A 24671-nucleotide genomic window follows, 5' to 3' on the forward strand; every position below is an offset into this window, starting at 1 on the left:
AAGGCAAAAGGCAATGATGAGATGGACGAGGTCTCGGGCGACGGATGGGCCAAACTTCAAACGGACGGCTCCCTCAAGGGCGAAATCCGCGTCCACAACGGTGACGATTCCACCTTCATCGCCCGCCCTAGGACGACTTCTTCAACAGCCTGCTAGAGCATCGGCCCGAAAAGTGGATTGCGGTTTTCGGGAAAGCCTATGCAAAGACAAAGGGTTAGATCATCGGACTGGATACGATATCCGGTCCGATGATCTAGCGGACGGGGAACGCGAAGATCAGTCCGCCATCCCTGGCCAGGCGGTTCGGAGACGCTGAGCGGTCCATGGCGAGGGGCGAGCCCTTGCCGATATGCTTTTCGAAAACCTCGCCGTAATTGCCGACCTGCTTGATGATCTGCGCACTCCAGTCGGGACGCAGGCCAAGCTTCCTCGCCATGTCGGCAGTTGGCCCGGTCGGGGAGATCAACCGTTGCTCGTCGACTGGCAGATCTTTGAGCGAGGCGAGCTTGGCATCGATATTCTGCGAGGTGACACCGAATTCCTCGGCGGCGATCATGATCTGGACGCCCCAGAACAGCGTCTTCTCCAGCTCCGTATCCGGGCGCGACACAAGGGCGAGCGGCTCGGTGGCTGAACGTTGGGGAACGATCACGTAATCGTCCGGCTTCGGTGCCAGCAGGCGATCGGCGGCCAGGGCCGACACCGAGCTCGCCACCGCATCGCATTTTCCGGAGAAGAATGCCTGCAGGCGTGCGGTCTTGTCCGCGATGTTCTCGACCTTGTAGGGCAGCTTCGCGGTGCCGAACCAGTCGGCGAGATAAAGCAGTGTCGTTGAACCTTCTTCGGCACAGACGGTCGCGCCGGACAGGTCCGCAAGCTTCGTCATGCCGAGGCTTTTCGGCACCATGAAGCCCTGCCCGTCATAGAAGGTGGTCGTCACGAAGGCCACGCCGGGATCGGCGTCGCGGGTGCCGGTCGCGGTGATGCCGCGCGAGGCAATATGTGCGCTGCCGCTGATGATCGCCTTCAGGCTGTCGGAGAACCCGATGCCGCGCAGCTCGGCCTTGGCCCCATCGCCGAAGATCGCAGCGGCCGCCATGCGGCAGAAATCGACATTGAAGCCGCGGAATGCGCCCTGGCTGTCGGGGACGGAGAAGCCGGGTGAATTCGGATTGACCAGGCAGACGATCTTTCCGTCCTGCTTGATCTTGTCGAGGACCGGGCCGGCCTGTGCGCCCGGCGCAGCGGCAAGCAGAACGGCCGCGGACAAGGCCATACGGAGCACGTGAAACGCCATATCAATCCCCCTCTTCCCTCTGGAAGCTTGTAGCTATCTACCTGTATACAGCAACGCAGCAAACCGTCAAACCCACGGCGCCGCTCACGGTGCTTTCCGTCGCGGTGCCTCCCCATTCAGAAGGCCCAAATCGGAGAGCCCCTCCCGGGGTCCGGTACGGCGCCTGAATCCGAGGGCGGCGAGACCGGGCCATGGCAGACCAACGATTGCCTGTGCCTTTTGGTCAGGCCTTGAAGAGGGCGGCAGTTGCGGGAACCGTTGCTGGCGGGTCAGAGCCCGTTCGTCCCGGTTCGGTTGCGCAATCGCGACGCCCCGCCACACCACCCGGATTGCGGCACACGAAGGGGAGACCAGCCGGGGCGCCACTGTCCGGCAGCCGCCATTGCGCTAGGTTCGTCGCAACGGGAGCAGCCAATGGGCCGGCCGCGATCGCGCCGGTTGTTTCGGGTAACGGAAACGCCGACATACCGCCTGACACGGCATCAGAGCCTCGAAGAGTCCAATGGAGCAGGAATGAGCATTCGCGAGCAACTGGTCGAACGATTCTTCCGCTATCTGGCGGTTGAGAGTCAGAGCGACGCCACAGCGACGACGCTGCCGACCACTCCGGGCCAGCAGCGGCTCGCCGCATTGCTTGCAGAGGAGCTACGCGCACTTGGACTTGAAAGGGTCGTGCTTGACGACCACGCCACCGTCACCGCCATGAAGCCGGGCACGAGGCCGGGCGCGCCGAGGATCGGCTTCATCGCGCATCTCGACACGATCGACACCGGCCTCTCGCCGACGATCCGCCCGCGCATCCTGCGCTTCGAGGGCGAGGATCTTTGCCTGAACCCGGAAAGGGACATCTGGCTGCGCGTGGCGGAGCATCCCGAGATCCGCTCCTGGGTCGGGCAGGACATCATCGTCGGTGACGGAACGAGTGTGCTCGGAGCCGACAACAAGGCCGCGATTGCCGTAATCATGACGCTGCTCGAGGAACTCGGCGCCGGGAGCCAGCATGGCGACATCCTGGTCGCCTTCGTTCCTGACGAGGAGATTGGCCTGCGCGGCGCGAAGGCACTCGACCTCGCCCGCTTCGACTGCGATTTCGCCTATACGATCGATTGCTGCGAACTTGGCGAGGTCGTGATCGAGAATTTCAACGCCGCGGCAGGCGAGATCGTCTTCACTGGCGTTACCGCCCACCCGATGTCGGCGAAGGACATCCTCGTGAACCCGCTGCTGATGGCGCTCGACTTCATCGGCCAGTTCGACCGTGCGGAAACGCCCGAGCACACCGAGGGCCGCGAAGGCTATTTCTGGTTCAACGACATCGTCGCCAATGCGAGCGAGGCGCGCCTGCGCGTCTTGATCCGCGACTTCGACAGGGAGCAGTTCGAGCGGCGCAAACGGCGCATCCGCGAGGTTGCCGACCTGATTGCCGCGCAATATCCCAAAGGCCGTGTCGACTGCCAGGTGACCGATACCTACAGCAACATCCATGACAGCCTGGGCGATGACCGCCGCTCGGTCGATCTGCTCTTCGCGGCTCTGGAAGCGCTGCGGATCAAGCCGAAGCTGATCCCGATGCGCGGCGGAACAGACGGCGCAGCGCTCTCGGCCAAGGGATTGCCCACCCCCAACTTCTTTACGGGCGCGTACAACTTCCACTCGCGCTTCGAGTTCCTGCCTCTTCCCGCCTTCGAGAAATCATGGGAGGTCGCGCGCATGATCTGCACCTTGGCAGCGCAACCAAACGGCCCACGCAAGGTGACCCACCCGGATTGAGCGGGCCCGCGCTGAGCGTCGTCGGTCGCAAAGGGGTTCATGCTCCCGACGACACCAGCGGGCAGATCGGATCGGGCGCCCGGACGCGTCCTGGCAAGCGGACCTTCGCCGGACGTCAGCGGCGCGCCTCGACGTTCCCTACATCTACGCTGCCACGCCGCTCGAACGGCAGCCCGCATGTGGGCCCCGGATCATTAGAATTCTTATAAACTATTGATATTGCAGAGATTTATGTTTCTCGTCTATGACGGATCCCAGGGTACGGACGCCATGGGGCAGGAATGGACGATAGGCTCGATCAGGATCGGTCGTCGGCTTCGATGCAGCTGTTCTCGAAGCGGCTGAAGGTGTCCGCCGGAACGTTTCGGCACGGGCGGGGCGAACAGGTCGTCGGGCCGATGAAGCGGGGGCTCAAGGTCGTCGTCATGCTGCAGGGACATCAGTCCTATGAGCTCGACGACAGGCCGCCTCTGACCATCAACAGCCCGATGCTGCTGGTCGCCGCCAATGACGGCGATCATGTCCAGAAACGGACCTGCCTGTCGGGCGAGGGCGTGCGCTGCGCGATCGTGCAGCTCGATGCCGACTTCGCGCAGGACGAACTCGGCGCCAGCTTCTCAGATCTGATGGGACAGATGCAGGGCAGCGGGATCGGCCCGGGACTATGGGCGCGCGCTGCCGGCGCCGATCTGCGCGGGATCGCGCTGCAGATGGCGGAGTGCCGGATCGAAGGCGCGATGCGCAATCTCTACATGGCCGGGAAAGCGCTCGAACTCGCGGCCACAGTTGTGGACCAGATCGTCAACGAGCGGCCGCAGCGGGCCGCGCGGCTGTCGCCGCGAACGATCGAGCAACTGCGTGCGGCGCACGCTCTGCTTCTTCAATCGGCCCGCAATCCCCCAACACTGGGGGAACTCGCCAGGAATACCGGCCTCAATGTCACCAAGCTGACAGCTGGATTTCGTCAGCTCTACGGAGCGAGCGTTTTCGACTATCTCCAGGCCCATCGCCTGCAACAGGCCTACGACCTGATCCGCAGCGGCGAGAAGAGCGTCGCCGAGGCGGCCTACCACGTCGGATACAACCCTGCGCATTTCTCGGGGATTTTCCGGAAGCGCTTCGGCATTCTGCCCAGCACCTTGCGTTGACGCCGCTCTGCTGAAGTTCTGGCAACCGATTGGAAGGCTTCGAAACTCATTCGAAAGAAATACTGCGGGCAGCCAAAGTCGATCCGATTGCCCCGATTGTTGTGCTGGTCGAGAAGAAACCCGCAATACGGCGGGGCATCTCGATCATGAACACATGCAACTCGAACAAGGATGGATCTTGGTCGATCCGAGCAGCAGGCGCTCCTATATGCTTCTGGCGTCGTGCCAGGACCGTGGCGCTCGCCAGCGTCGCTCTCAGTGTTCTTCCGGTCGCGCTCGCTGGTCCGGCCCTCGCTCAAAGCGCATCTCCCACCGTGTCGCTCGACACGATCGAAGTTCAAGGCGCGCCGGAGAAGGCGAATGGGCCGGTCGACGGCTATATCGCGCGGCGCAGCGCCAGCGGCACCAAGACCGACACTCCCCTGATCGAGACGCCGCAATCGATTACGGTCATCCCGCGCGCCCAGATCGACGATCAGGCCGCGCAGAGCGTCGGCCAGGCGCTTCGCTATTCCGCCGGCGTCCTGGCGGAGACGCGCCTGTCCTCGGGTCGCTACGACAGCACCTTCATCCGAGGCTTTGGCGGTAGCGGTTCGAATGCAGGCTTCATCAATTTCCAGGACGGCCTGCGTGTCCAACGCGGCGTCAATTTCCTCGTCCCCGCCATGGAAACCTACGGGCTGGAGCGGATCGAGGTGCTGCGCGGTCCAGCTTCCGTGATCTTCGGGCAGGTCAAGCCGGGCGGCCTGGTGAATCTGGTCAGCAAGCGCCCGACGGATCAAGCCTTTGGCGAGATCCAGGCTCAGATCGGCTCGCATCAGCGCCGCCAGCTCGCCTTCGACATCGGCGGGCCGGTGAACCCGGACAAGACGGTCCTCTACCGGATCGTCGGGCTCGGCAGGGCCGCCGATACGCAGGTCGATTTCACCAAGGAGGAGCGGGTCTTTATCGCGCCATCGCTGACCTTCCAGCCCAGCGCTGCGACGAGCCTGACCATCCTCACCTCCTTCCAGCGCGACCCGGAAACCGGCTTCTACGGCTTCATCCCGGCAGTCGGCAGCGCATTGCCTAACCGCTACGGCCGGATCCCCAGCAAGTTCTTCCCCGGCGAGCCCGCCTATGAGGGCTATAGCCGAAACCAGATCGCAGCAGGTTACGCGCTCGAGCACCGCTTCAACGATGTCTTCAGCTTCCGCCAGAATCTGCGGTTCACCGACCTCGAGTCGCGCTTCAGGACTGTCGCCGTGGCAAGCCTGGCCGCCGACCAGCGCACGCTCATGCGCCGCGTGACGGCGTCGAACGAGAAGGCCCGGACCTTCGGCATCGACAACCAGCTCCAGGCCGATTTCCGCACCGGTCCGCTGACTCACAAGGTCCTGCTCGGCGTCGACGGCTACTGGATGGACGGCACCGCCTTCACCGGCGCGGGTGGCACCGTCCAGACCCTCGATTGGGTCAACCCGGTCTATGGCCGCACGCCCTTTGCAACACCGGCCCTGCCCGGCACCACGCAGGAAACGACGCAGTTCGGCGTCTATCTCCAGGACCAGATCAAGCTCGACCGGCTCTCGCTCCTCGTCGGCGGGCGCTTCGACAACGCCAGAAGCCGCACGCGCGCCCTCACCAATGGCGCACTGACGAAGCAGGACGACGACGCCACGACAGGCCGCGCCGCATTGATGTACAATTTCGACAATGGCCTGGCGCCCTATGCGAGCTATTCGACCTCGTTCGAACCGGTTGCGGGCACGACCTTTGGCGGCTCGCCCTTCAAACCGACCGATGGCGAGCAGTATGAGGTCGGCCTGAAATACGCGCCGCCCGGCTACGACGCCTTCATCCAGGCGGCCGTGTATCAACTCACCCGGAGCAATGTGCCGACGGCCGACCCCGCCAATGCGGGCTTCCAGATCCAGACGGGCGAGGTCCGGGCGCGTGGTTTCGAGGTCGAGGGTCGGGCGAAGCTGTTCGACAGTCTCGAGCTGATCGCGGCCTATGCCTATACCGACGCCGAGGTGACGAAGAGCACCGGCGTCGACCTCGGCAAGAGGCCGACGGTCGTTCCCCGCAACATGGCTTCACTCTGGGGCCACTACACCTTCAAGACGGGCCTGTTCGCGGGCTTCGCGCTGGGCGCCGGCGTGCGCTATGTCGGCGAGGGCGCAGGTGATCCCGGCAACACCTTCAAGACGCCGGACTACACCCTGGTCGATGCGGCCATCAGCTATGATTTTGGTGTCCGGAGCCAGGCGCTGAAGGGCTGGAAGGTTCAGGTCAATGCCCAGAACCTGCTCGACAAGGACTATGTCGCGGGTTGCTACGCGCTGACCCAGTGCTCGTTCGGCCTTCGCCGAACGGCGCTTGCGACCCTGTCCTACAGATGGTGAGCCACGACGCCATGCAGGCAGCGGCCGTTCGAGATGCCGCCAGCCCTGAGGTCTCATCCGCGGAGCCCGCAACTCTGGCGACGGCGCGCCAGCTGGATATCGTCGCGGGCCATGGCGAGATCTATCGGCTGCTGATCGCGATCCCGCCGGGTCCGGCACCGGCGGCGGGGTTTCCGGTGATCTATCTGGTCGACGGCAATGCTCTCTTTGCCACGGCCGTCGAGACGGCACAGCTGCAGGGTCGGCGGCAGGATGTGACGGGCGTCGACCCGGCGATCATCGTGGGCATCGGTTATCCCATCGAGGCCCCGTTCGATGGTGCGCGCCGGCAAGGCGATCTCCTGCCGAACGAGGGCGGCGCGGACCGGTTCCTCGACTTCATCGAGGAGAGCGTAAAGCCGGCGGTCGCAGCGCTCGCCGCCATCGATCCCAGCCGCCAGGCCCTGGTGGGGCATTCCTTTGGTGGCTTGTTTGCACTGCATGCGCTGTTCACGCGGCCTGAGCAGTTCAGGTCCTATGTAGCCGGCAGCCCTTCGATCTGGTGGAACGCTCGCGCGATCGAGGTCAGCGAGGCCAGCTTTGTCGCGCGCCGCCGCGATGCGGCCCTGCCGCGGCTGCTGATCACAGCTGGGGGTAGCGAGCAGACACGCGACGCGCGCACCTCTCCGGAACGAGCGCAGCGCCTGCATATGGCGCGCATGCTCGACAATGCTGCCGAAATGGCGCTGCGCCTGGCCTCTTCGCACCGCGTCACGGTGAAGCATGTGATCTTCGATGACGAGAACCACATCTCGGTCATCCCCGCGATGCTCGCCAGGGCGGTTTCGTTCGCGATCGCCGGCACCGCCGGCCGGGAGACGACGGCATGAGCCAGGTACGGATCTCGTCGCGCGAGCTGCGGCCATTTGCGTGGGTTCTGGGCCTCGTGCTGACGCTGTTTGCGTTGACGGCGGCCGGCCCGGCCCCGGCCGCTCCCGTGACGGTGACGGATGTGCTCGGTCGCACGGTGACCTTGCCGGGCCCGGCCAAGCGCATCGTGCTGGGGCAGGGTCGCCAGCTCAATGCGCTGGGGCTCATTCATCCCGATCCGATCAGCCTGCTTGTTGGCTGGGGCAATGACTTCCAGCGCCAGATGGGCGAGGCCTATGCGCTGTACCGCGCGCGGTTCCCCGCGATCGAGACGCTGCCGACTGTCGGAGATAGCACCGCAGACGGGTTTTCCTTCGAGAAGGCGGTCGAACTTGACCCGGACCTGGTCGTTCTGAGCCTGTCGATCGCCGGCACGCGCCGCGGCCCTGGCGATCTCGTCGCGAAATTCGAGGCGGCGGGCATCCCGGTGATCGTGGTGGATTTCTTCCTGCAGCCGTTCCGCGACACGGTGCCCAGCCTGCGCATCCTCGGCAAGGCGATCGACAGGGAGGCTGCGGCCGAAGAGTTCGTCACCTTCTACCAAGACCGGAGACAGCGCATCGCGAGGCGGCTCGGTCCGGTCGAGCGACCGTCCGTCTTCATGCATGCGCATGCCGGAAGCGCCGAATGCTGCTTCTCGCCGGGAAAGGGTACCTTCGACGACTACATCACGGCCGCGGGCGGAAGAAATATCGCGGCAGCGTTGCTGCCGGGAGCGACAGGCCAGATCAGCCTCGAGCAGGTTCTCGCCCTGGACCCGGCGATCTATATCGCGACGGGCGGCACCCATCTCGCAAGGACCGGCGGGCTGGTGCTGGGTCTGGGCGTTCCCGCCGAGGTCGCGTCGCGCAGCCTTGCAACGCAGCTCGCCCGCCCCGGTCTCAAGGCCCTGACGGCGGTGAGGAAGGGCCAGGCCTATGGTCTCTGGCATCTGTTCAACGACCCCCCCACCCATATCGCGGCGATCGAGGCGATGGCGAAGTGGTTCCATCCGCAGCTGTTTGCCGATATCGATCCGCAGGTGACGCTGGACGAGATTTCCCGGCGCTTTTCAGCGATCCCGCTGCACGGAACGTTCTGGTTCGAACCGCATGGCGGAAAGCCGCAAGACTTGGCAAGCCCGTCGGCAAAGCCATGAATTTCGCTGCAAATCCCTCCTCCCCCGTCGCTGCCCGCGAGGTTGCCCTGCCATGACCGCTCTCGTTGCCCACGCGCGGATCGCTCTGGCCGATCCGGACGCCATCATCGCTCCGCTTTGCGAACACCTCGCCGAGCATGGCGCAGAGGTCACGCGGGAGGAGGGCGCGACCATCATTGCGCTCGGCAGCTATCGCGGCTGGCTGCAGTCCAGCGACGGGCATCTCGTCGTGCGCGCCGAGGCGCCCGATATGGCGAGCCTGCAGGGTGCCAAACAGGCGATCGCGAGCCATATCATCGAATTTGCGCCCCGTGGCGAGACCGTCCCCTCGATCGCCTGGACCGGAGCCGGGAGCGGCGTCGCGATTCCATCGAGTTTTCGCATCCTGACTGTGACTGGCGTTCGGGATATCTCGCCGCATATGCGCCGGATCAGCTTCCAGGGCGAGGACCTTGCCAGGTTCGACAGCCTGGAGGCGCTGCATGTCAGGTTGTTCCTGCCGCCGCCTGATCTGGCCGAGCCGGAATGGCCGACATTCGGAGAGGATGGGATCTTGCGTCTGCCGGAGGCAGACAAGGCGCCGGCCGTGCGCAAATACACGATCCGGGAGATCGATACGGTCGCGGGAACGGTCGCACTCGATTTCGTGCTGCACGAGGATGCCGGCCCCGGCGCAGCCTTCGCGACGCGGGCTCGGCCTGGCGATCGTATCGGCATGGCAGGCCCCGGCGGACGTGGCTTGCGCGAGGCCGACTGGTATCTGTTCATGGGCGACGAGACCGCGCTGCCTGCGATCGGTCGCATGCTCGCCCACCTGCCACTAACGGCACGGGGCCTCGCTTTCATCGAAGTCACCGATGCCGGTGAAGAGCAGGCCCTGGTCTGCCCCGCCGGCGTGGAGATTCGCTGGCTGCATCGCCAGGGCGCCGAGGCCGGCACCACGACACTGCTCCAGGACGCCTTTGACGCTGTCCTGTGGCCTTCGGACGAGGCGACCGTCTATCTCTGGGCCGCGCTCGAACATGCCGGCTTCAAAGCCCTTCGCATGGCCGCCCGCAAGCGTCTGCGGCCCGAGCGCGATCATCATCTGATCGTCAGCTATTGGCGCCGCGGGATCAGCGAGGACCGGCAAGCCGACTAAAGCTGCGGTGCAACGCCCTGCCGGCCTCTTCGATCAGGGGTCTACGCCCCCTATCCCATTTTCAGCCGTGACGGAGATGAGGCCGCCAGCGGGTGATCGAACTCTCGCGGCCGCCTTCTCCGCTCATCCGGCGGCCGGCGGGGTACCGTGCGTGTGGAAGCTCTCGATCGTCTTCAGCCCCCACGCCTGCCCCTTCTTCCGCTCGGTTTCGGTCCACGTCACCGTCTGCCAATCCGGATCGAGAATGAGGCGTGCGCCGGCATTGGCGATCTCGATGCGATTGCCGGCGGGCTCGTAGACATAGAGAAAAAAGGTCTGCTGAACCGCGTGCTTATGGGGCCCGGTCTCGATGTGAATGCCGTTCTCGAGAAAGATGTCGGCGGCTTCGAGAATATGTTCGCGCTGGTCGGCCGCATAGGTGAGGTGGTGGAAGCGCCCGAGAGCCGCGGTGTGGTCGCGCGTATAGGCGATGTCGTAGCTCTTGTTGTTGACGGTGAACCAGCAGCCGCCGACCTCGCCGGAATCGAGCACGATCTGTTCCGTGATGCGGCTGCCCAGGGCCTTCGGCATGAAATCGCGGATCACCGCAACGTCCTGCGCCAGCAGATTGAGATGGTCGAGACGGCGCACAGCACAGCCGCGGCCATGGTTGCGCTGCGCCTGGTTCTTCAGCGCCGGCCGTTCATGCGGCGGCGCGGCGTATTTTTGGGTGTCGAAATAGATCTCGAACACATGATTGTCGGGATCGCGGAACCGGTAGGCCTTGCCATGGCCGAGATCGCCGTCGTTCCAGCCGATGCCGGCCCCCATGGCCTCGATCGCGTTGACCCGGCGCATCAGGCCAGCCTCGCTTGTCGCCCGATAGCCGATATGGCCAACACCCGTCGTGGTCGAGGCCGTGAGTTTCAGCGTGTGGAACTCATAGTCGTCCCAGGCGCGCAGATAGACGCTGTCGCCCTCCCGTCCGCTCTCGGTCAGCCCGAGGATATTGACGAAGAAGTCGAGGCTGGCCTCCGGCTTGTTCGTGAACAGCTCGACATGGGCGAGATGAGCGATATCGAAACAGGGTTCCTGGCTCATCCCCACACCTCCTGCGCCACCTCGACGATGCGCGCCAGCTTGGCCCATTGCTCGTCCTCGGCCAGCACATTGCCCTCTTCGGTGGAGGCGAAGCCGCATTGGGGCGAGAGGCAGAGCTGATCCAGGGGCGCGAAGGCCGAGGCCTGCTCGATCCGCCGCTTCAGGTTGTCCTTGCTCTCGACGCTGCCGAACTTCGAGGTGACGAGGCCCAGCACGACCTGCTTGCCCTTCGGCAGGAAGCGCAGCGGCTCGAAGCCGCCGGAGCGGTCATCATCCCATTCCATGAAATAGCCGTCGACATTGATCTGGTTGAAGACCATCTCGGCGACGGGTTCATAGCCGCCCGAGGCGATGAAAGTCGATTTGAAGTTGCCGCGGCAGGTATGGGTGGTAATCGTCATGTCCGCCGGCTTGGCCGCCGTCGCTGTGTTGATGACGTCGCGATAGATGTGGATCAGCTTGTCGGGGTCATCGCCACGATCGACCAGCATCTGGCGCTGCTCGGGATCGCAGAAATAGGAGAGGCTGGTATCGTCGAGCTGCAGATAGCGGCAGCCGGCGTCGTAAAAGGCCTTCACCGCCTTGGCGTAGGCCTTGCCGAGATCCGCGTAGTAATCCTCCATCCTGAAATAGGCAGAGATATCGACGGCTTTCCGGCCGCCGCGATAGTGCAGCATGCTCGGGCTCGGGATCGTCATCTTCGGCACGCGGTCGGTGACGGAGGCGAGAAACCTGAAATGCGCGAGATGCGGGTGGTCGTCGGGAAAGTCGAGCTTGCCGGTCACGCGAAGGCCGCGGGCCTTGGTCGCGACGCCCTTGAACTGGATGCCTGAATCCGAGTCGTATCCCTGCACGCCGGAGAGATTCTCCAGGAAATCGAAATGCCAGAAGGCGCGGCGGAACTCGCCGTCCGTGACCGCCTGGAGCCCGACCTCCTCCTGCTTCTTCACCAGTGCCCTGATCTCGGCATCCTCGATCGCCGTCAGATCGGCGGCGGAGATTTCGCCCGTCACCAGCTTGGCGCGCGCGTCCTTGACGCGTGCGCTGCGTAACAGGCTTCCAACCATATCGGCTCGGAACGGCGGCTTGTGTCGGAGGGGCATGCGGTTTCCTTCCCTGATCATGGTCTTCTAGGCAGCGGCGCTGAGGCCGAGATGGCGCTCCAGCCGCGCCGGTTCGCGCAGCAGCGCGGCACTGTCGTCGGCGAGCACGACGCGACCGCGCTCCAGCACGATTGCGGTGTCCGTCAGTTCCAGGATCGTCCTGGCATGCTGTTCGATGACGATGGCTGCCAGCCCTTCCTCCCGGAACAGCGTCTTCAATGCCGCGAGCAGTTCCTCGACGATGATCGGCGCCAGCCCCTCGGTCGGTTCGTCCAGAAGCAGCAGCCTCGGATTGAGCATCAGGGCGCGGCCAATGGCCAGCATCTGCTGTTCGCCGCCGGAGAGCTGGTTGCCGAGATTGCTCTTGCGTTCGGCGAGGCGCGGAAACATCCGGAAGACGCGTTCCGTCGTCCATGGGCCGGGGCGCGCGACCGCAGTCAGGTTCTCCACGACGGTCAGCGACTTGAAGATGTTGCGCTCCTGCGGCACCCAGCCGATGCCCGCATGGGCCCGCTGCTCGGGTGTCGCCGCGGAGATGTCGACATCGGCAAGAGTGATGCGCCCGGCCCGCCGGCGCGTCACGCCGATGATCGTGTTGACCAGCGTCGTCTTGCCGACGCCATTGCGGCCCAGCAAGGCGAGCGAGCGCCCCTCGTCGAGGGAGAGCGCGACATCGAACAGGACGAGAGCGTCGCCGTAGCCGGCGTTCAGGCCTTCGATCCGCAGGAGCTCAGACATGGGCGGCCTCGCCGAGATAGGCCTGCTTGACGGCGGGGTCGCGCGCGACCACCGCAGGTTCGCCTTCCGTCAGCACGCGACCATTGACGAGAACGGTGATCCGGGTCGCGAACCGGAAGATGATATCCATGTCGTGTTCGATCAGCAGCACCGAAACATCGTCCGGCAATGCTGCGACGGTCTCCAGCAATTCGCGCCTCTCGGCTTCGGGGACGCCGGCGGCGGGCTCGTCAAGCAGGAGCACGCTCGGCCTGGCCGCAAAAGCCGCGGCGATCTCGATCTGACGCTGCTTGCCATAGGGCAATGTCGCGATGCGCTGATCCATGATGTCCTCGAGCTTGAAGCGGGCGAGGATATCGGTCGTCTCGGCGATGGCCTCGTCATCGGCGTCGAGCCTTTGGAAAAGCCGCATGCCTCGGCCGAGCCGTTCCGCGGTGACGAGCGAGATCATCTCGAGCGGCGTCATTGTGCGGAAGAGCTGATTGATCTGGAAGGTGCGGGCGACACCGCGCTTGACCCGCGCCTCTCGCGACAGGCCGGTAATGTCCTGCCCCATCAGGCTGACGCGCCCCGATGTCGGCCGCAGAACCCCTGTGAGCAGATTGACGAAGGTCGTCTTGCCCGCGCCGTTCGGGCCGATCAGCGCGTGGCGCGCGCCCTTTTCCAGCGAGAACGTCACGTCGTCGGTCGCAGTGATGCCGCCGAAGGTCTTGGCGAGATCGAAGGTCTGCAGGACGGCGCTCACGACGAGGCCCCACGTTTCGGAAACCGCGCGACCAGCGCCTTGATCGCGCCATGGATCAGTTCACGACCACCAAGGACGAAGAGGACGAGGAAAAGCCCGATCCAGAACATCCAGTATTGCGGGGTGAAGGTCGCGATGGCGTCCTGCAGGAACTTGAACGCAATCGCACCGATCAGGCCGCCATAGAGATAGCCGGCCCCGCCGATGATCAGCACCAGCATCAGGTCGGCTGAACGGTGGAAGTCGAACACGTCCAGGGAGACGAATTGCGTGGTCTGGGCGAGCAAGGCGCCCGCAGCTCCCGCATAGGCCGCCGACAAGGCATAGATGGCCGCAAGGCGCCAAGGGACAGGCACGCCGGATGCGGCAGCGCGCAGTTGATTGTCGCGAATGCCGCGAAGGGACAAGCCGAATGGCGAATTCACGATCCGCCGCGCGATCAGGAACAGGATGAACAGCACCGACAGTGAATAGAGGTAGGCCGTGCGGCCGAAAATATCGAAGTCGAACGTCCCGAAGACCGGCGCCATCGTGATGCCCTGCAGGCCGTCGGCGCCGCCGGTGAGCCATGCCAGCGAGTTCGCAACCTCGTAGAGGATCAATGCCACGCCGAGCGTGATCATGAGGCGGGTCAGATCCGTGCCGCGCAGGACGAGCGGACTGGTAAGCAGCCCGAGCAGCGCGGATGTCGCCATCCCGAATGCCAGGCCGGCCAGGGGATCTGCCGTGACATACTTGGCCAACAGCCCGGCCGAATAAGCCCCCATCCCCAGGAAGGCGGCGTGCCCCAGCGATACGATCCCGGCATAGCCGAGGATCAGATCGAGCGAGAGTGCGAACAGGGCAAGGATCGCGATCTCGTTGAGGATCAGAAAGCGCGTTGGAAACAGCACGAAGGACGCTGCGGCGAAGAGCCAGAATGCCAGTTCGGCTGGGTGCCAGCGCCGGGCGCGGTGCAGCGAGTGCCTGACGCGCTGTTCGAGAACCGTCCCGCTCATGTGCGAGCCCTCGCGAACAGGCCCTCGGGGCGAAGCAGCAGCAGGATGACCATCAGCGCGTAGATGATGAAGGCTCCAGCCTGCGGGACCAGATATTTGCCCATCACGTCGGCAACGCCGAGCAGCATGGCCGCGAGGAAGGGGCCGGTGATCGTCGAAGTGCCGCCAACCGTGACGACGATCAGGAAGTAGATCATGAATTTCAGCGGGAAGGTCGGATCGAGCCCCATGAGCTCGATCCCGAGCGCGCCGCCGAGCCCCGCCAGTCCGGAACCGAGCGCAAAGGTCAGGGCGAACAACCGGTTCACAGGAATGCCCAGGCCACGCGCGACGCGGGCATCGTCCACGGCGGCCCGCAGTCGGCTGCCGAAACGTGTTTTTGCAAAGCCCCATTGCAGGGCGACCGCCAGCAGTCCGCAAATCCCGATCACGAACAGACGGTAGTAACCGATGCCGACGCCGAGCACGTAGAACCGCCCCTGAAGCCAGGGTGGCAGCTGGATGATCTGCTGGCTCGAGCCGAGCAGCCAGTCCGTGCCCGCAACCGCCATGAAGACGAGCCCGATCGAGAACATCACCTGATCGAGATGGCTCTTGGCATACATCGGCCGGTAGACGAGCCGCTCGAGCACGATCCCCGCCAGCGCAGCGGCAAGGAAGGCGGCCGGAAGCGAAGCCAGGAACGGCAGGCCCAGCCGCTGCATCAGCAGCACGGTCACATAGCCGCCGAGCATGGCGAAGGCGCCATGGGCGAGGTTGACGAAATTCATCAACCCCATCGTCACGGAAAGCCCGCAAGCGAGGACGAACAGCACCATCCCATAGGCGATGCCATCGAACAGGATGGTGAGCATGTCGTCGGTCCGGCCGCGTCAGACCGCCTATTTGCGCGCCTTCACCGGATCCTTGACCTGCGGGATCGTGGCAAACTCGACGTTGAACAGGTCGGAACCAACCTTCTCGGTGCGGCGGACATAGATGTTCTGGATGATGTCGCGCGTCGCCGGATCGATCGTGATCGGTCCGCGCGGGCTCTCCCAGGACGCGCCCTTCATCGCCGCGATGAGCTTTTCGCCGCTGGCGTCGCCATTTGTCGCCTTGAGCGCCTCGGCGATCAACCGCATGCCGTCATATCCGCCGACGGCCATGAAGTTCGGACGCACGCCTGGATTGGCGGCCTCGAACGCCTTCACGAAGGCCTGGTTGGCTGCGCTGTCGTGCTTCGCCGAATAATGATGCGTGGTGATGGCGCCGATCGCGACGTCCCCCATGCCGTTGAGGATATCGTCATCGACCACGTCGCCCGGGCCGATCAGCTTGACGCCGGCCTTGTCGAGGCCGCGCTCGACGAACTGCTTCATGAACTGCGCGCCGATGCCCGACGGAACGAACACGAACAGAGCGTCAGGCTTTGCCTCGGAGACGCGCTGCAGAAACGGCGCAAAATCCGGGTTGCGCAACGGCACGCGCACGCTTTCGACCGTGCCGCCGGCAGCCTTGAACTTGTTGGCGAAGGAGGTCTCGGCGTCGATCCCGGGGCCGTAATCGGTCACGACGGTGAAGACGCGCTTGATGCCGTTCGACCAGGCCCAGTCTGCCATCGGCTCGGACGCCTGCGGCAGGGTGAACGAGGTGCGCACGATGAAGGGCGAGGCCTCGGTGATCGACGCCGTCGCAGCCGCCATCACGATCTGCGGGATCTTGGCCTGGGTCGCGATCGGGGCCGTCGCCATGGCGAGCGGCGTCAGGCCGAAGCCAGCCAGAACCGCGACCTTGTCGTTGACCACGAGCTCCTGCGCGATCCGGCGCGTCGCGTCGGCGTTGCCGGTATCGTCCTTGAGAATGACCTCAAGGCGCTTTCCGCCATGCGTCGCGCCGCTCTGAGCCAGAAAGAGCTTCACGGCAGCCTCGATCTGGCGCCCCGTCGACGCGAAGGGCCCCGTCATCGGCAGGATCAGCCCGACCTTGACCACCTCCTGGGCCTGCGCCGTGGAGCCCAGTGTCGCCGCGAGCGCACCTGCCATGAAGGCCTTCAGAACCGTCCTGCGGAATGTCATCGTGATACCCCTCCCTGGGTCTGGCTCTTGTTTCCGAGCCGCCTTTTAGTTGTCGTCGCGATAGACGAGCCCAGCTTTCGCGAGCCCATCACGCATTCCATACATATCGAGCCCGAGCTCGCCGGCGGAGAGCCGGCGACGCTTCTCATCTTCATTCGCCTCCCGCGCCCGCGCCGCGGCGGCAACCCTCTCCGCTTCGAGCCGTGGAACCACCACCACGCCATCATCGTCGGCGACGATCACGTCGCCAGGATTGATCATCGCACCGGCACAGACCACCGGCACGTTCACCGATCCGAGCGTCGCCTTGACGGTCCCCTTGGCCGAGATCGCGCGCGACCACACCGGGAACCCCATCTCCGTCAGGATGCGCACGTCACGCACCCCGGCATCGATGACGAGGCCGATGCCGCCGCGCGCCCTGAGAGAGGTCGCGAGAAGGTCGCCGAACATGCCGTCAGTGTTGTCTGCCGTGCAGGCGACCACAAGTATGTCGCCGGGCATGACCTGCTCGATCGCGACATGGATCATCCAGTTGTCGCCGGGTTGGGCGAGGACGGTGACGGCCCCACCGGCGATCGAGGCGCCGGCATAGATCGGGCGCATATAGGGCTTCATCAGTCCCGTCCGGCCCATGGCCTCATGGGTGGTCGAGACGCCAAGGTCCTGGAATGCCGCCATATCGGCGCTTGCAGCCCGTTTCTTCGTGCGGACGACGACGCCGGTCATGCCAGGGACTCCAGGGCTTCGGGGAACAGGCGCTGGTAGGCCTCACCGTAAGTCATCGCCTTGCCGGAGTTGCGCCCACCCTGCATGCCGCGGTTCAGCGCCACCCGCGTATAGTATTCCCAGAGATGCTTCTGCGCGGCCAGGATTTCGAATGCCTTGCGCTTCGTCTCCCAGACCTCGTCGATGTTGAGGATCAGGTTCGGCTTGAAGTTGCACTGCTCGGGCTGGTGCGGCTCGAACAGGAAGACCGGCGGCGCGGCATAGGCGCGCGCGGGGTCCGGCTTATGGCCTGCAGCCTGCGCGATGATCCGCGCTTCCTGCGCGAAACGCGCCGCTTCGGGATGGTCGACATTGTAGGGGTCTTCAAGCGCATGGGTCAGCACGAAGCTGGGAGTGAGCTCATGGAAGAGGTCGATCGCCCGGTCGAGCATCGGCCCTGTCGTGCGCAGCGGATAGTCGCCGGCATCCATGAATTCGATCTCGGCCCCGAGGACCGCGGCGGCGCGCTCGGCTTCGTCGCGACGCTGCGCCTTGACGTCCTCCACCCGCACACCCGCCTGCTTCCAGGCGAACTGGCTTTCGCCCCGCTCGCCATAGGCCAGACACAGGATCTTTACCCGCATGCCCTGCCTGGCGTGCAAGGCGATGGCACCGCCCGCACGCCAGACAAAATCGCCGGGGTGGGCGGTAATCACCAGACCCGTCTTCTGCAGGCTCGCCATTGAGCTGTAATCCTCTCTTCTCGGTCCTATTCGGGGGCGCGACGTGCTTCGTCGCCGCTGCGCGCGAGCGCATGCGGTGGCACGTAGGCCTGGCCATCCATCAGAATGCGCGCGGTGCGCAGCAGGCCGGCGCGCTCGATGACGGGGCGCTCCGGCGTGCCACCCACGGTGAGCTTCACCGTGAATTCCCCGGTCGGATGTTCGACGGAAATCGCGCGTTCGCGACCGGTAGGCATCGCGGCGACCGAAGCTGCCGGCGACCCCGGCAGGGCTGCGGCTGTCGCCACCGTCACCGCGGCAAAGACACCGATCGAAGCGTGGCACTCATGCGGGATGAAGCTGCGCGTCGCGATCGATCCTGCAACGGGCCGCGCGACAAGGGCGATCTTCGGGACCACCATCCTTGCCACATCGCCGAGATTCATCAGAGGTCCGGCCGCGAGGCGTATGCGCTCGATGCGCTGTTTCAGCTCCGTATCCTCTTGCAGCGCTTCGCGGGTTTCGTGGCCCGTGCGTCCAACATCGACCGCCCGGAGAACGATGACCGGCATGCCGTTATCGATCAGGGTACATTCGACACCGTCGATGATGTCGACCGGATTTCCCGTCGGCAACAGCGCGCCACAGACGGAGCCTTCCGTGCCGAGGAAGCTGATGTCGATCGGTGCGGAGGTTCCGGGCACCCCATCGATGCGGGCATCGCCCTCGACGCCTGCCTGACCGGCGTCGGTCCGCATCGCGAGATCGGCGATGGTGCCGGTGTTCAGCGTCCGGACCCGCACCGTGGTGCTGGCGCCCTCTGCTCGAACGAGGCCCCGCGCCAGCGCGAAGGGGCCGATACCGGCAAGGATGTTGCCGCAATTCGGCGTGGTGTCGACCGACGCGGTCTCGATGCCGACCTGCGCAAACAGGAAATCCACGTCGCAGCCCGGCTCGCTCGAGCGCGAAACGATCGCGACCTTGCTCGTCAGCGGGTGAGCCCCACCAAGCCCGTCGACCTGACGCTTGTCGGGCGAGCCCATCACCGCAAGCAGGAACGCGTCACGCGCGCCCGTGCCAACCGGCAGATCCTCGGCGAGGAAATAGGCGCCCTTCGACGTACCGCCCCGGATCAGCATGCATGGCACGGCAATCTGCGACATCGCTCAGCCTCCGCCCGTGATGCTGGCACGTGTGATGATATCGCGCCACAGCGTCCCCTCTGAGGCGATCAGCCGCCCGAAGCCTTCCGGCGTCTCGCGGCGTGCGATCGCGCCGTCGCGATCGAGCGCCGCGACAAATTCAGGCTGGTCGAGCAGCGCGTTGATCTCGCGGTTGAGGCGCTCGACAATTGCGGCCGGCGTGTGCGCGGGGGCAACGATGCCATACCACTGCACGGCTTCGAAACCCGGCAGCCCGCTTTCGGCGATGGTCGGGAGCTGAGGGGCAAAAGAGGTGCGCTCGGAGCTGGCGACGCCGAGCGCTCGCAACTGGCCCGCTGCGGCGAGCGGCAGAACCGCCGGACCGCCAGTCAGCGTGAATTGCACGGAACCGGCGACGAGATCCGTCACCGACGGTGCGGTGCCGCGATAGGGCACATGAATCGCCTCGAAACCGGCCCGATGCGCGAGATAGGCACCGGCAATATGCGCCGCGCTGCCTTGTCCGCCGGAGCTGTAGTTCAGCTTGCCCGGATTGGCCTTGGCATAGGCCACGAACTCCTGAAACGAGTTCGCCGGCAGGCTGGGATTGATGACGAGGATGTTCGGCACCATGGCGACCAGGGCCACCGGCTGGAAGTCCTTGACCGGATCATAGGGTACGTTGGGATAGAGCGCCGGGTTGAAGGCAAGCGTGCCGATATGCCCCATCATCAACGTATGGCCATCCGGATCGGACTTCGCGACCTGGCTCGCCGCGATCATGCCGCCGGCGCCGGGGCGGTTCTCGATGACGAAGCCCTTGCCGGGGATCGTGCGTTCCAATCGGTTGGCAATCAGACGCGCGAGGAGGTCGGTGCTGCCGCCAGGGGTGAACGGCACCACGAGCCGAATGATCTGCGTCGGCCACGCCGGCTGGACCTGCGCACGCGCCGCGTGCCCGAGGCCGGCCAGACCCAGCCCGGCAAGGAGTGATCGGCGGTCGATGTTCATCACGCGCCACGCCCTTGCCGTGCGCCGTACCCGGCCGCCTCGCCAAATCCGATGAACTCGATCGTCGCTGCTTTGGAGCCAGGCATGGGTCGTCCCTTGCTTGTGCGTTTCCTTGTCCCGCGAGGACCCTGACCCCAAGCTATTCTGCCATCAAATGAGAAGAATGCAGCGATTGATTACTTTCATGCATCTTTATCCGAGACACTGTTTCTCAGCGCCTCGCTGACCAGCGCCAGGAGGTCGCGCGCCGCCGGCCGCAGCAGCATATTCTTGCGGGTGACGATGCCGAGAGTGCGGCTGATGCTCGGCGAACGCAGTGGGATCGCAACCAATTCGCCGGCATCGACAGAGTCGAGCGCGAGCTGCGGCACGATCGCGTACCCGATCGCGGAACGGACCAGGCTCACTGCGGTGATGACCCGCTGGACCTCGTAGCGCCAGGTCAGGGCCTCGCGCCGCGCGCCCAGCGCATCGTCGATCAGGACGCGGTTTCCGGTCTCGGCACTGATCCGCACGAGCGGCAGCCCCTGCAGCTGCGCCCAGGTCAGCGACTCCGATCGCGCGAGCGGCATGCTGCGGTGACTGACGAGCACGAACGGCTCCTTGACCACCGGTTTGAGCTCGAGGTCCCAGCGATTGGCGGCGACGATGGTCACGCCGAACTCGGCCTGGCCCGACTGCACCTTGTCGGCGATCTCCGAAGCCGAGTTATCGTGCACCCGGACGCGCACTGCCGGGTATCCTCTGGCGAATTGTGCGATCACCGACGGCATGCAGTGGACCGCGATGGTTGGCAGACAGCCGACCGCAACCTCTTCCTCGGCATCCGCGGCATCGACCCGCGCCTCATCGATGGCCGCACCAAGCTCTTCAAAGATCCTGCGGGCGCGCGGCAGGAGCGCCGACCCCGCCGGGGTCAACGAGACCTGGCGCGTGGTGCGCAAGAGCAGCGTCGTTCCGAGGGATTCCTCGAGCTTCCGGATCCGATGGCTCAGCGCGGTCTGGGAGAGATTGAGATGCGAGGCCGCGGCATGAAAACTGCCCCGCTCGGCGATACTGACGAAGGCCTGCAGGCCCAGAACGTCGACTCTCACCCGCAAGATCCTCCAACCCGGTCCAATCGACGTCAGCACGACCTCAGGGTCGCATCAACCATGCGCAGTGAACCGGCATCAGACTCGTCGACCTACGCCGGCAGAGGCGAGTTCAGATCGGCAGAATCGAAAGACCGGCACGGCTCCAGCATCGCCGGGAGCGGTGACCGCTGACAACAGCCTCCCAAGCAATGGCTCCATTTTCGCCGGATCACCCATGTCGGCCGTACGGCAGAAGGGGGAGAAGCCGACTGTTGGTCCGGTTCTCCGGATTTGGAGAACAACCACGAAAGGCCGCGGCCCGGCGAACCGCATGCTTCTGCTGCAGCCCCCATAGCCGGGAAACGGCCTCGACCGGTCGCCGACATTGCCGGAAGACCAGTTCAACGCCGCAATCCCTGCATGCTCGTGCTGGAGCTGGAGGGGAATGACGAGCGGCGACGCGACGGGAGATCTGCCTTGAAGCTGCCGGTATGGGCGAGCGCCTTGAGCGCGACTCTCCTTGTGCAAGTCATCAGCTCATTTGCCGCCGCGGCGATTCCTCTCCTGGGTCCGATTCTGACGCAACGCTGGGGCATGACGCCAGAAAGCATCGGCTATGTTTCGGCGGTCGTTTCGGTCGGCATATGCTGGTTTCTGGCGTGCGGCGGCCCGATGCTCGATCATCACGGCCCGATCCGAGCCTTGCAGCTCGGCCTGATCTTCGTCGCGGTGGGTCTCCTGCTCCTGTCGCAGTCCTTCGGCCTCGTCGGCCTTGTCGGTGCGCTCCTTGTGGGCCTGGGCCTGGCGCCCAATACGCCAGCTGGCAGCCAGTTGCTGATGCGCACGGCGCCGCCCAGGCACCGCACACTTGTGTTTTCGATCAAGCAGGCGGGCGTGCCTCTGGGCGGCACGATAGCCGGTCTCGTTGTCGCGCCTCTGGTCCTGGGGCTCGGCTTCGTCGGTGCAGTTTGGGCGATTGTCGCGATCATCCTTCTCTGCATCGTGCTGGTTCAGCCCTTTCAAAGAAGTCTCGATGCCGAGAAAGGCCCACGGAACCGGGCCTGGGCCCGGCTGTTCCTCTCGCCGTCTTCGCTCAGCCGATCGGCCCGGGTTCTGAACTCGCACCCGTCCTTGCCGATGCTCACCGCGCTGGGTGTGTCGTTTTCCATAACGCAGGCCAGCATCACGGCCTTCACAGCAACCTACATGGTCACGCAGCACGGAAAGACCCTGGCGCAGGCCGGGCACTACATCGCCGTCTTGCTTGCAGCGAGCACGGTCGCACGCATCTTCTTCGGATGGCTGGCGGATCGCATGGGCGGCGGGCTCCTGCTTCTCTCGCTTCTGGCCTTGGGTGCAGGCTCCGCGATCATGCTGCTTGTCTCTTCGACAACCGCCAGTCCCTGGATGGTCTATGGCTGCATGGCACTGGTCGGAGCCACCTCGATGGGGTGGAACGGTGTCCACATGGCCGAACTTGCGCGGGTTGCGCCGCCCACTCTGATTGGCGACGTAACGTCGGGCGCAAGCCTGTTCGGCTTCGTCGGCTCGATATGCGGGCCGTTGGTGTTTGCCATTGTCGCCAGCCGCACAGGAAGCTTTGAATGGCCTTTCCTGCTCGTCGCTGGCCAGCTGGCGGCATTCGGCTTGTTCGCTCTGGGGCGTCAGTTCAAGCGGGCCGCTTGAGGCGAGCGCGCCAGCACCATTGGCAGATAGCGGCGGACCGCCACGTCCGCGACCGCAGGACCTCACCCGCCGTCGAATTCAAACGCTGAGTGATCGATCGTTCCAGACGGATTTTCACTGGCAGCACCATCAACGATAAGTCGCGAGGGACGAGGGACAGTTGGGCTCAAGTGGACGACAACGCCAGTACGCATCCCGCAGGCGCACGAGGCCGAGCAAAATCCCAACCCGGACGCATTTACCCCGATTGATCCACCTACTTTTCTGATGTCTGCAGGGGCAATAGCAACGCTGCGAGCGTCGCTTCGGCAACTAACTCGTTTCTCGACGAATGATCTGCATATTTATCGCTATTCTGATTATAGAATAATTCTGTGTATTTCAGAAAACAGCAATCTTATAGAAGTAACAATAAATTGATATGTATTATCCCAAATTATATAGTAATATAATTTTTTAATTATTATATACTTAAACAAAATAACTGCATCTGTCGATTAAATTATTATTGAATATGAGAAAATCGTTATTTTATAAGGTCGAAAATCGATATAATGACTTGCCATGACGCGCGACTTGCGATAGCGAGATTGAGAGCAATATTTGAGCCATTACCCGAAAACAAAAGGGGACGGCATTGATCGCTCGGTCATCGACCCCCTCGGACGAGCCCCCTTCTCTGGAACTTCCCGAGGATTGCGGCCGCGGGATGAGGGTTGCGCTGATCCACTACTGGCTGGTGGCCATGCGTGGCGGTGAAAAAGTTCTGGAATCGCTTTGCCGCATGTTTCCAGAAGCCGATATCTACACCCATGCCTACGATCCGCTATCGGTCTCTGAAACGATCCGGAAGCACCAGGTGCGGACCTCGTTCATCGGTCACCTTCCGCGCCCGACGCGCTTCTACAAATCATATCTGCCACTCATGCCGCTCGCGCTCGAGCAGCTCGACCTGCGTGGCTACGACCTGATCATCAGCAGCGAATCGGGCCCGGCCAAAGGCATCGTTCCACCGCCGAATGCCTTGCATGTCTGCTACTGCCACTCACCCATGCGTTACGTCTGGAACATGTACCATGACTACCGCGAGCGCACCGGGTTCCTTCAACGCCTCGCCATGGGGCCATTGAGTCACTATGTCCGCAACTGGGATGCAATTTCATCGATGCGGGTCGATCAGTACGTCGCCAACTCCGAGAACGTCCGCTCGCGCATCCAACGGTATTATCACCGGGACGCAGCAGTGGTTTATCCGCCGGTCAACGTGGCGGATTTCCAGCCCGTCGCACCGGACGTGGCTGACGATTACTATTTAATGGTTGGCGAGCTCGTCAGCTATAAGCGTCCAGAACTGGCCGTCGAGGCATTCAACCGGCTGAAGCGCCCCTTGGTGATCATCGGAGGGGGTGAACTGCTCAACCAGATCCGGCGCATGGCCGGCCCCACCGTGACCGTGATGGGCCCGCAATCATTCGACGCGTTGCGGTACCATTACGCGAGGTGCAAAGCGCTTGTCTTTCCCGGGGAGGAGGATTTCGGCATCGTGCCTATCGAGGCCATGGCAAGCGGCCGCCCGGTGCTTGCCTATCGGCGCGGCGGCGCCTTGGAGACAGTGGTCGAAGGGCTGTCGGGCCTCTTTTTCGATGAGCAAACCGTAGAGGCGATCATCGACGGGGTTGAGCGAATGGACAGGTTTGCGGTGGATCAAGGCGCCATCCTGGCGCACGCGCGCAGGTTCTCCGAGCCAATCTTCCGCCAGAACATGTGGACCGCACTGTCAGGCTGGCTGCATCCGTTATGAGCGCTGGCGGGTTT

Annotated in this window: 21 protein-coding genes; 8 read left to right on the forward strand and 13 right to left on the reverse strand. The window is 64.2% G+C overall.

The genetic code is table 11. The annotated features are described in order from the left end of the window. Window positions 1-253: 253 nt before the first annotated feature. Window positions 254-1297, reverse strand: a complete 1044-nt coding sequence (locus tag AB4118_RS23855; RefSeq protein ID WP_441492063.1) for a transporter substrate-binding domain-containing protein — start codon at window positions 1295-1297, stop codon at window positions 254-256. A 513-nt stretch (window positions 1298-1810) separates the two neighbouring features. Here AB4118_RS23855 and pepT point away from each other — a divergent pair. From pepT to AB4118_RS23885, 6 genes are all read left to right on the forward strand, one after another. Beyond that, on the forward strand, window positions 1811-3067 hold the full coding sequence (gene pepT / locus AB4118_RS23860; protein WP_441492064.1) for a peptidase T: 1257 nt from the start codon (window positions 1811-1813) through the stop codon (window positions 3065-3067). 281 nt (window positions 3068-3348) lie between these two features. Next, window positions 3349-4215, forward strand: a complete 867-nt coding sequence (locus tag AB4118_RS23865; protein ID WP_441492065.1) for a helix-turn-helix transcriptional regulator — start codon at window positions 3349-3351, stop codon at window positions 4213-4215. Between the two features lie 314 nt (window positions 4216-4529). Beyond that, entirely contained in the window at window positions 4530-6602 is a 2073-nt protein-coding gene (locus AB4118_RS23870; RefSeq protein ID WP_441492066.1) for a TonB-dependent siderophore receptor, read from the forward strand. Between the two features lie 11 nt (window positions 6603-6613). Continuing rightward, complete coding sequence (locus AB4118_RS23875; RefSeq protein WP_441492067.1) at window positions 6614-7471, forward strand: alpha/beta hydrolase; 858 nt, start codon at window positions 6614-6616, stop codon at window positions 7469-7471. Next, entirely contained in the window at window positions 7468-8649 is a 1182-nt protein-coding gene (locus AB4118_RS23880) for an ABC transporter substrate-binding protein (RefSeq protein WP_441492068.1), read from the forward strand. The genes AB4118_RS23875 and AB4118_RS23880 overlap by 4 nt, the downstream gene beginning before the upstream one ends. A 52-nt stretch (window positions 8650-8701) precedes the next feature. Then, on the forward strand, window positions 8702-9790 hold the full coding sequence (locus tag AB4118_RS23885; protein ID WP_441492069.1) for a DUF2218 domain-containing protein: 1089 nt from the start codon (window positions 8702-8704) through the stop codon (window positions 9788-9790). 123 nt (window positions 9791-9913) lie between these two features. On the opposite strand, the gene AB4118_RS23890 is transcribed toward AB4118_RS23885, so the two are convergent. The 12 genes from AB4118_RS23890 to AB4118_RS23945 form a co-directional block, all read right to left on the reverse strand. Continuing rightward, entirely contained in the window at window positions 9914-10870 is a 957-nt protein-coding gene (locus tag AB4118_RS23890; RefSeq protein WP_441492070.1) for a VOC family protein, read from the reverse strand. Continuing rightward, window positions 10867-11973 carry a 5-methyltetrahydropteroyltriglutamate--homocysteine S-methyltransferase gene (locus AB4118_RS23895; RefSeq protein ID WP_441492071.1) on the reverse strand — a complete coding sequence of 369 codons (1107 nt, stop codon included), beginning with the start codon at window positions 11971-11973 and terminating at the stop codon, window positions 10867-10869. The genes AB4118_RS23890 and AB4118_RS23895 overlap by 4 nt, the downstream gene beginning before the upstream one ends. A gap of 27 nt (window positions 11974-12000) precedes the next feature. After that, complete coding sequence (locus tag AB4118_RS23900; protein WP_441492072.1) at window positions 12001-12711, reverse strand: ABC transporter ATP-binding protein; 711 nt, start codon at window positions 12709-12711, stop codon at window positions 12001-12003. Further along, window positions 12704-13456 carry an ABC transporter ATP-binding protein gene (locus AB4118_RS23905; protein ID WP_441492073.1) on the reverse strand — a complete coding sequence of 251 codons (753 nt, stop codon included), beginning with the start codon at window positions 13454-13456 and terminating at the stop codon, window positions 12704-12706. Before AB4118_RS23905 ends, AB4118_RS23900 begins: the two co-directional genes overlap by 8 nt. Beyond that, window positions 13453-14454, reverse strand: a complete 1002-nt coding sequence (locus AB4118_RS23910) for a branched-chain amino acid ABC transporter permease (protein WP_441492074.1) — start codon at window positions 14452-14454, stop codon at window positions 13453-13455. The genes AB4118_RS23905 and AB4118_RS23910 overlap by 4 nt, the downstream gene beginning before the upstream one ends. After that, the gene (locus AB4118_RS23915) at window positions 14451-15308 is read right to left on the reverse strand and encodes a branched-chain amino acid ABC transporter permease (RefSeq protein ID WP_441492075.1); all 858 of its coding nucleotides are present in this window, start codon (window positions 15306-15308) and stop codon (window positions 14451-14453) included. Before AB4118_RS23915 ends, AB4118_RS23910 begins: the two co-directional genes overlap by 4 nt. A gap of 27 nt (window positions 15309-15335) precedes the next feature. Beyond that, on the reverse strand, window positions 15336-16511 hold the full coding sequence (locus tag AB4118_RS23920; protein ID WP_441492076.1) for an ABC transporter substrate-binding protein: 1176 nt from the start codon (window positions 16509-16511) through the stop codon (window positions 15336-15338). A gap of 45 nt (window positions 16512-16556) precedes the next feature. Next, window positions 16557-17240 (reverse strand): 4-carboxy-4-hydroxy-2-oxoadipate aldolase/oxaloacetate decarboxylase, encoded by a 684-nt coding sequence (locus AB4118_RS23925; RefSeq protein WP_441492077.1) that lies wholly within the window; start codon window positions 17238-17240, stop codon window positions 16557-16559. After that, on the reverse strand, window positions 17237-17962 hold the full coding sequence (locus AB4118_RS23930; protein WP_441492078.1) for a PIG-L deacetylase family protein: 726 nt from the start codon (window positions 17960-17962) through the stop codon (window positions 17237-17239). The genes AB4118_RS23925 and AB4118_RS23930 overlap by 4 nt, the downstream gene beginning before the upstream one ends. A 26-nt stretch (window positions 17963-17988) precedes the next feature. After that, window positions 17989-19104 carry a 4-oxalomesaconate tautomerase gene (locus tag AB4118_RS23935; protein ID WP_441492079.1) on the reverse strand — a complete coding sequence of 372 codons (1116 nt, stop codon included), beginning with the start codon at window positions 19102-19104 and terminating at the stop codon, window positions 17989-17991. Window positions 19105-19107: 3 nt separating this feature from the next. Continuing rightward, window positions 19108-20094, reverse strand: a complete 987-nt coding sequence (locus AB4118_RS23940) for a Bug family tripartite tricarboxylate transporter substrate binding protein (protein ID WP_441492080.1) — start codon at window positions 20092-20094, stop codon at window positions 19108-19110. A 182-nt stretch (window positions 20095-20276) separates the two neighbouring features. Then, the gene (locus AB4118_RS23945; RefSeq protein ID WP_441492081.1) at window positions 20277-21188 is read right to left on the reverse strand and encodes a LysR family transcriptional regulator; all 912 of its coding nucleotides are present in this window, start codon (window positions 21186-21188) and stop codon (window positions 20277-20279) included. Window positions 21189-21590: 402 nt separating this feature from the next. Between AB4118_RS23945 and AB4118_RS23950 the strand changes: the two genes are divergently transcribed. Both AB4118_RS23950 and AB4118_RS23955 read left to right on the forward strand, forming a co-directional pair. Next, a complete protein-coding gene (locus AB4118_RS23950) occupies window positions 21591-22856 on the forward strand; it encodes an MFS transporter (protein WP_441492082.1) in 1266 nt (421 codons plus the stop codon). A 709-nt stretch (window positions 22857-23565) separates the two neighbouring features. Further along, a complete protein-coding gene (locus AB4118_RS23955) occupies window positions 23566-24657 on the forward strand; it encodes a glycosyltransferase (RefSeq protein ID WP_441492083.1) in 1092 nt (363 codons plus the stop codon). Window positions 24658-24671: the final 14 nt, after the last annotated feature.

Origin of the sequence: Allobosea sp. 2RAB26 (genome assembly GCF_052115465.1) — a bacterium.
Classification (GTDB): Bacteria; Pseudomonadota; Alphaproteobacteria; order Rhizobiales; family Beijerinckiaceae; genus Allobosea.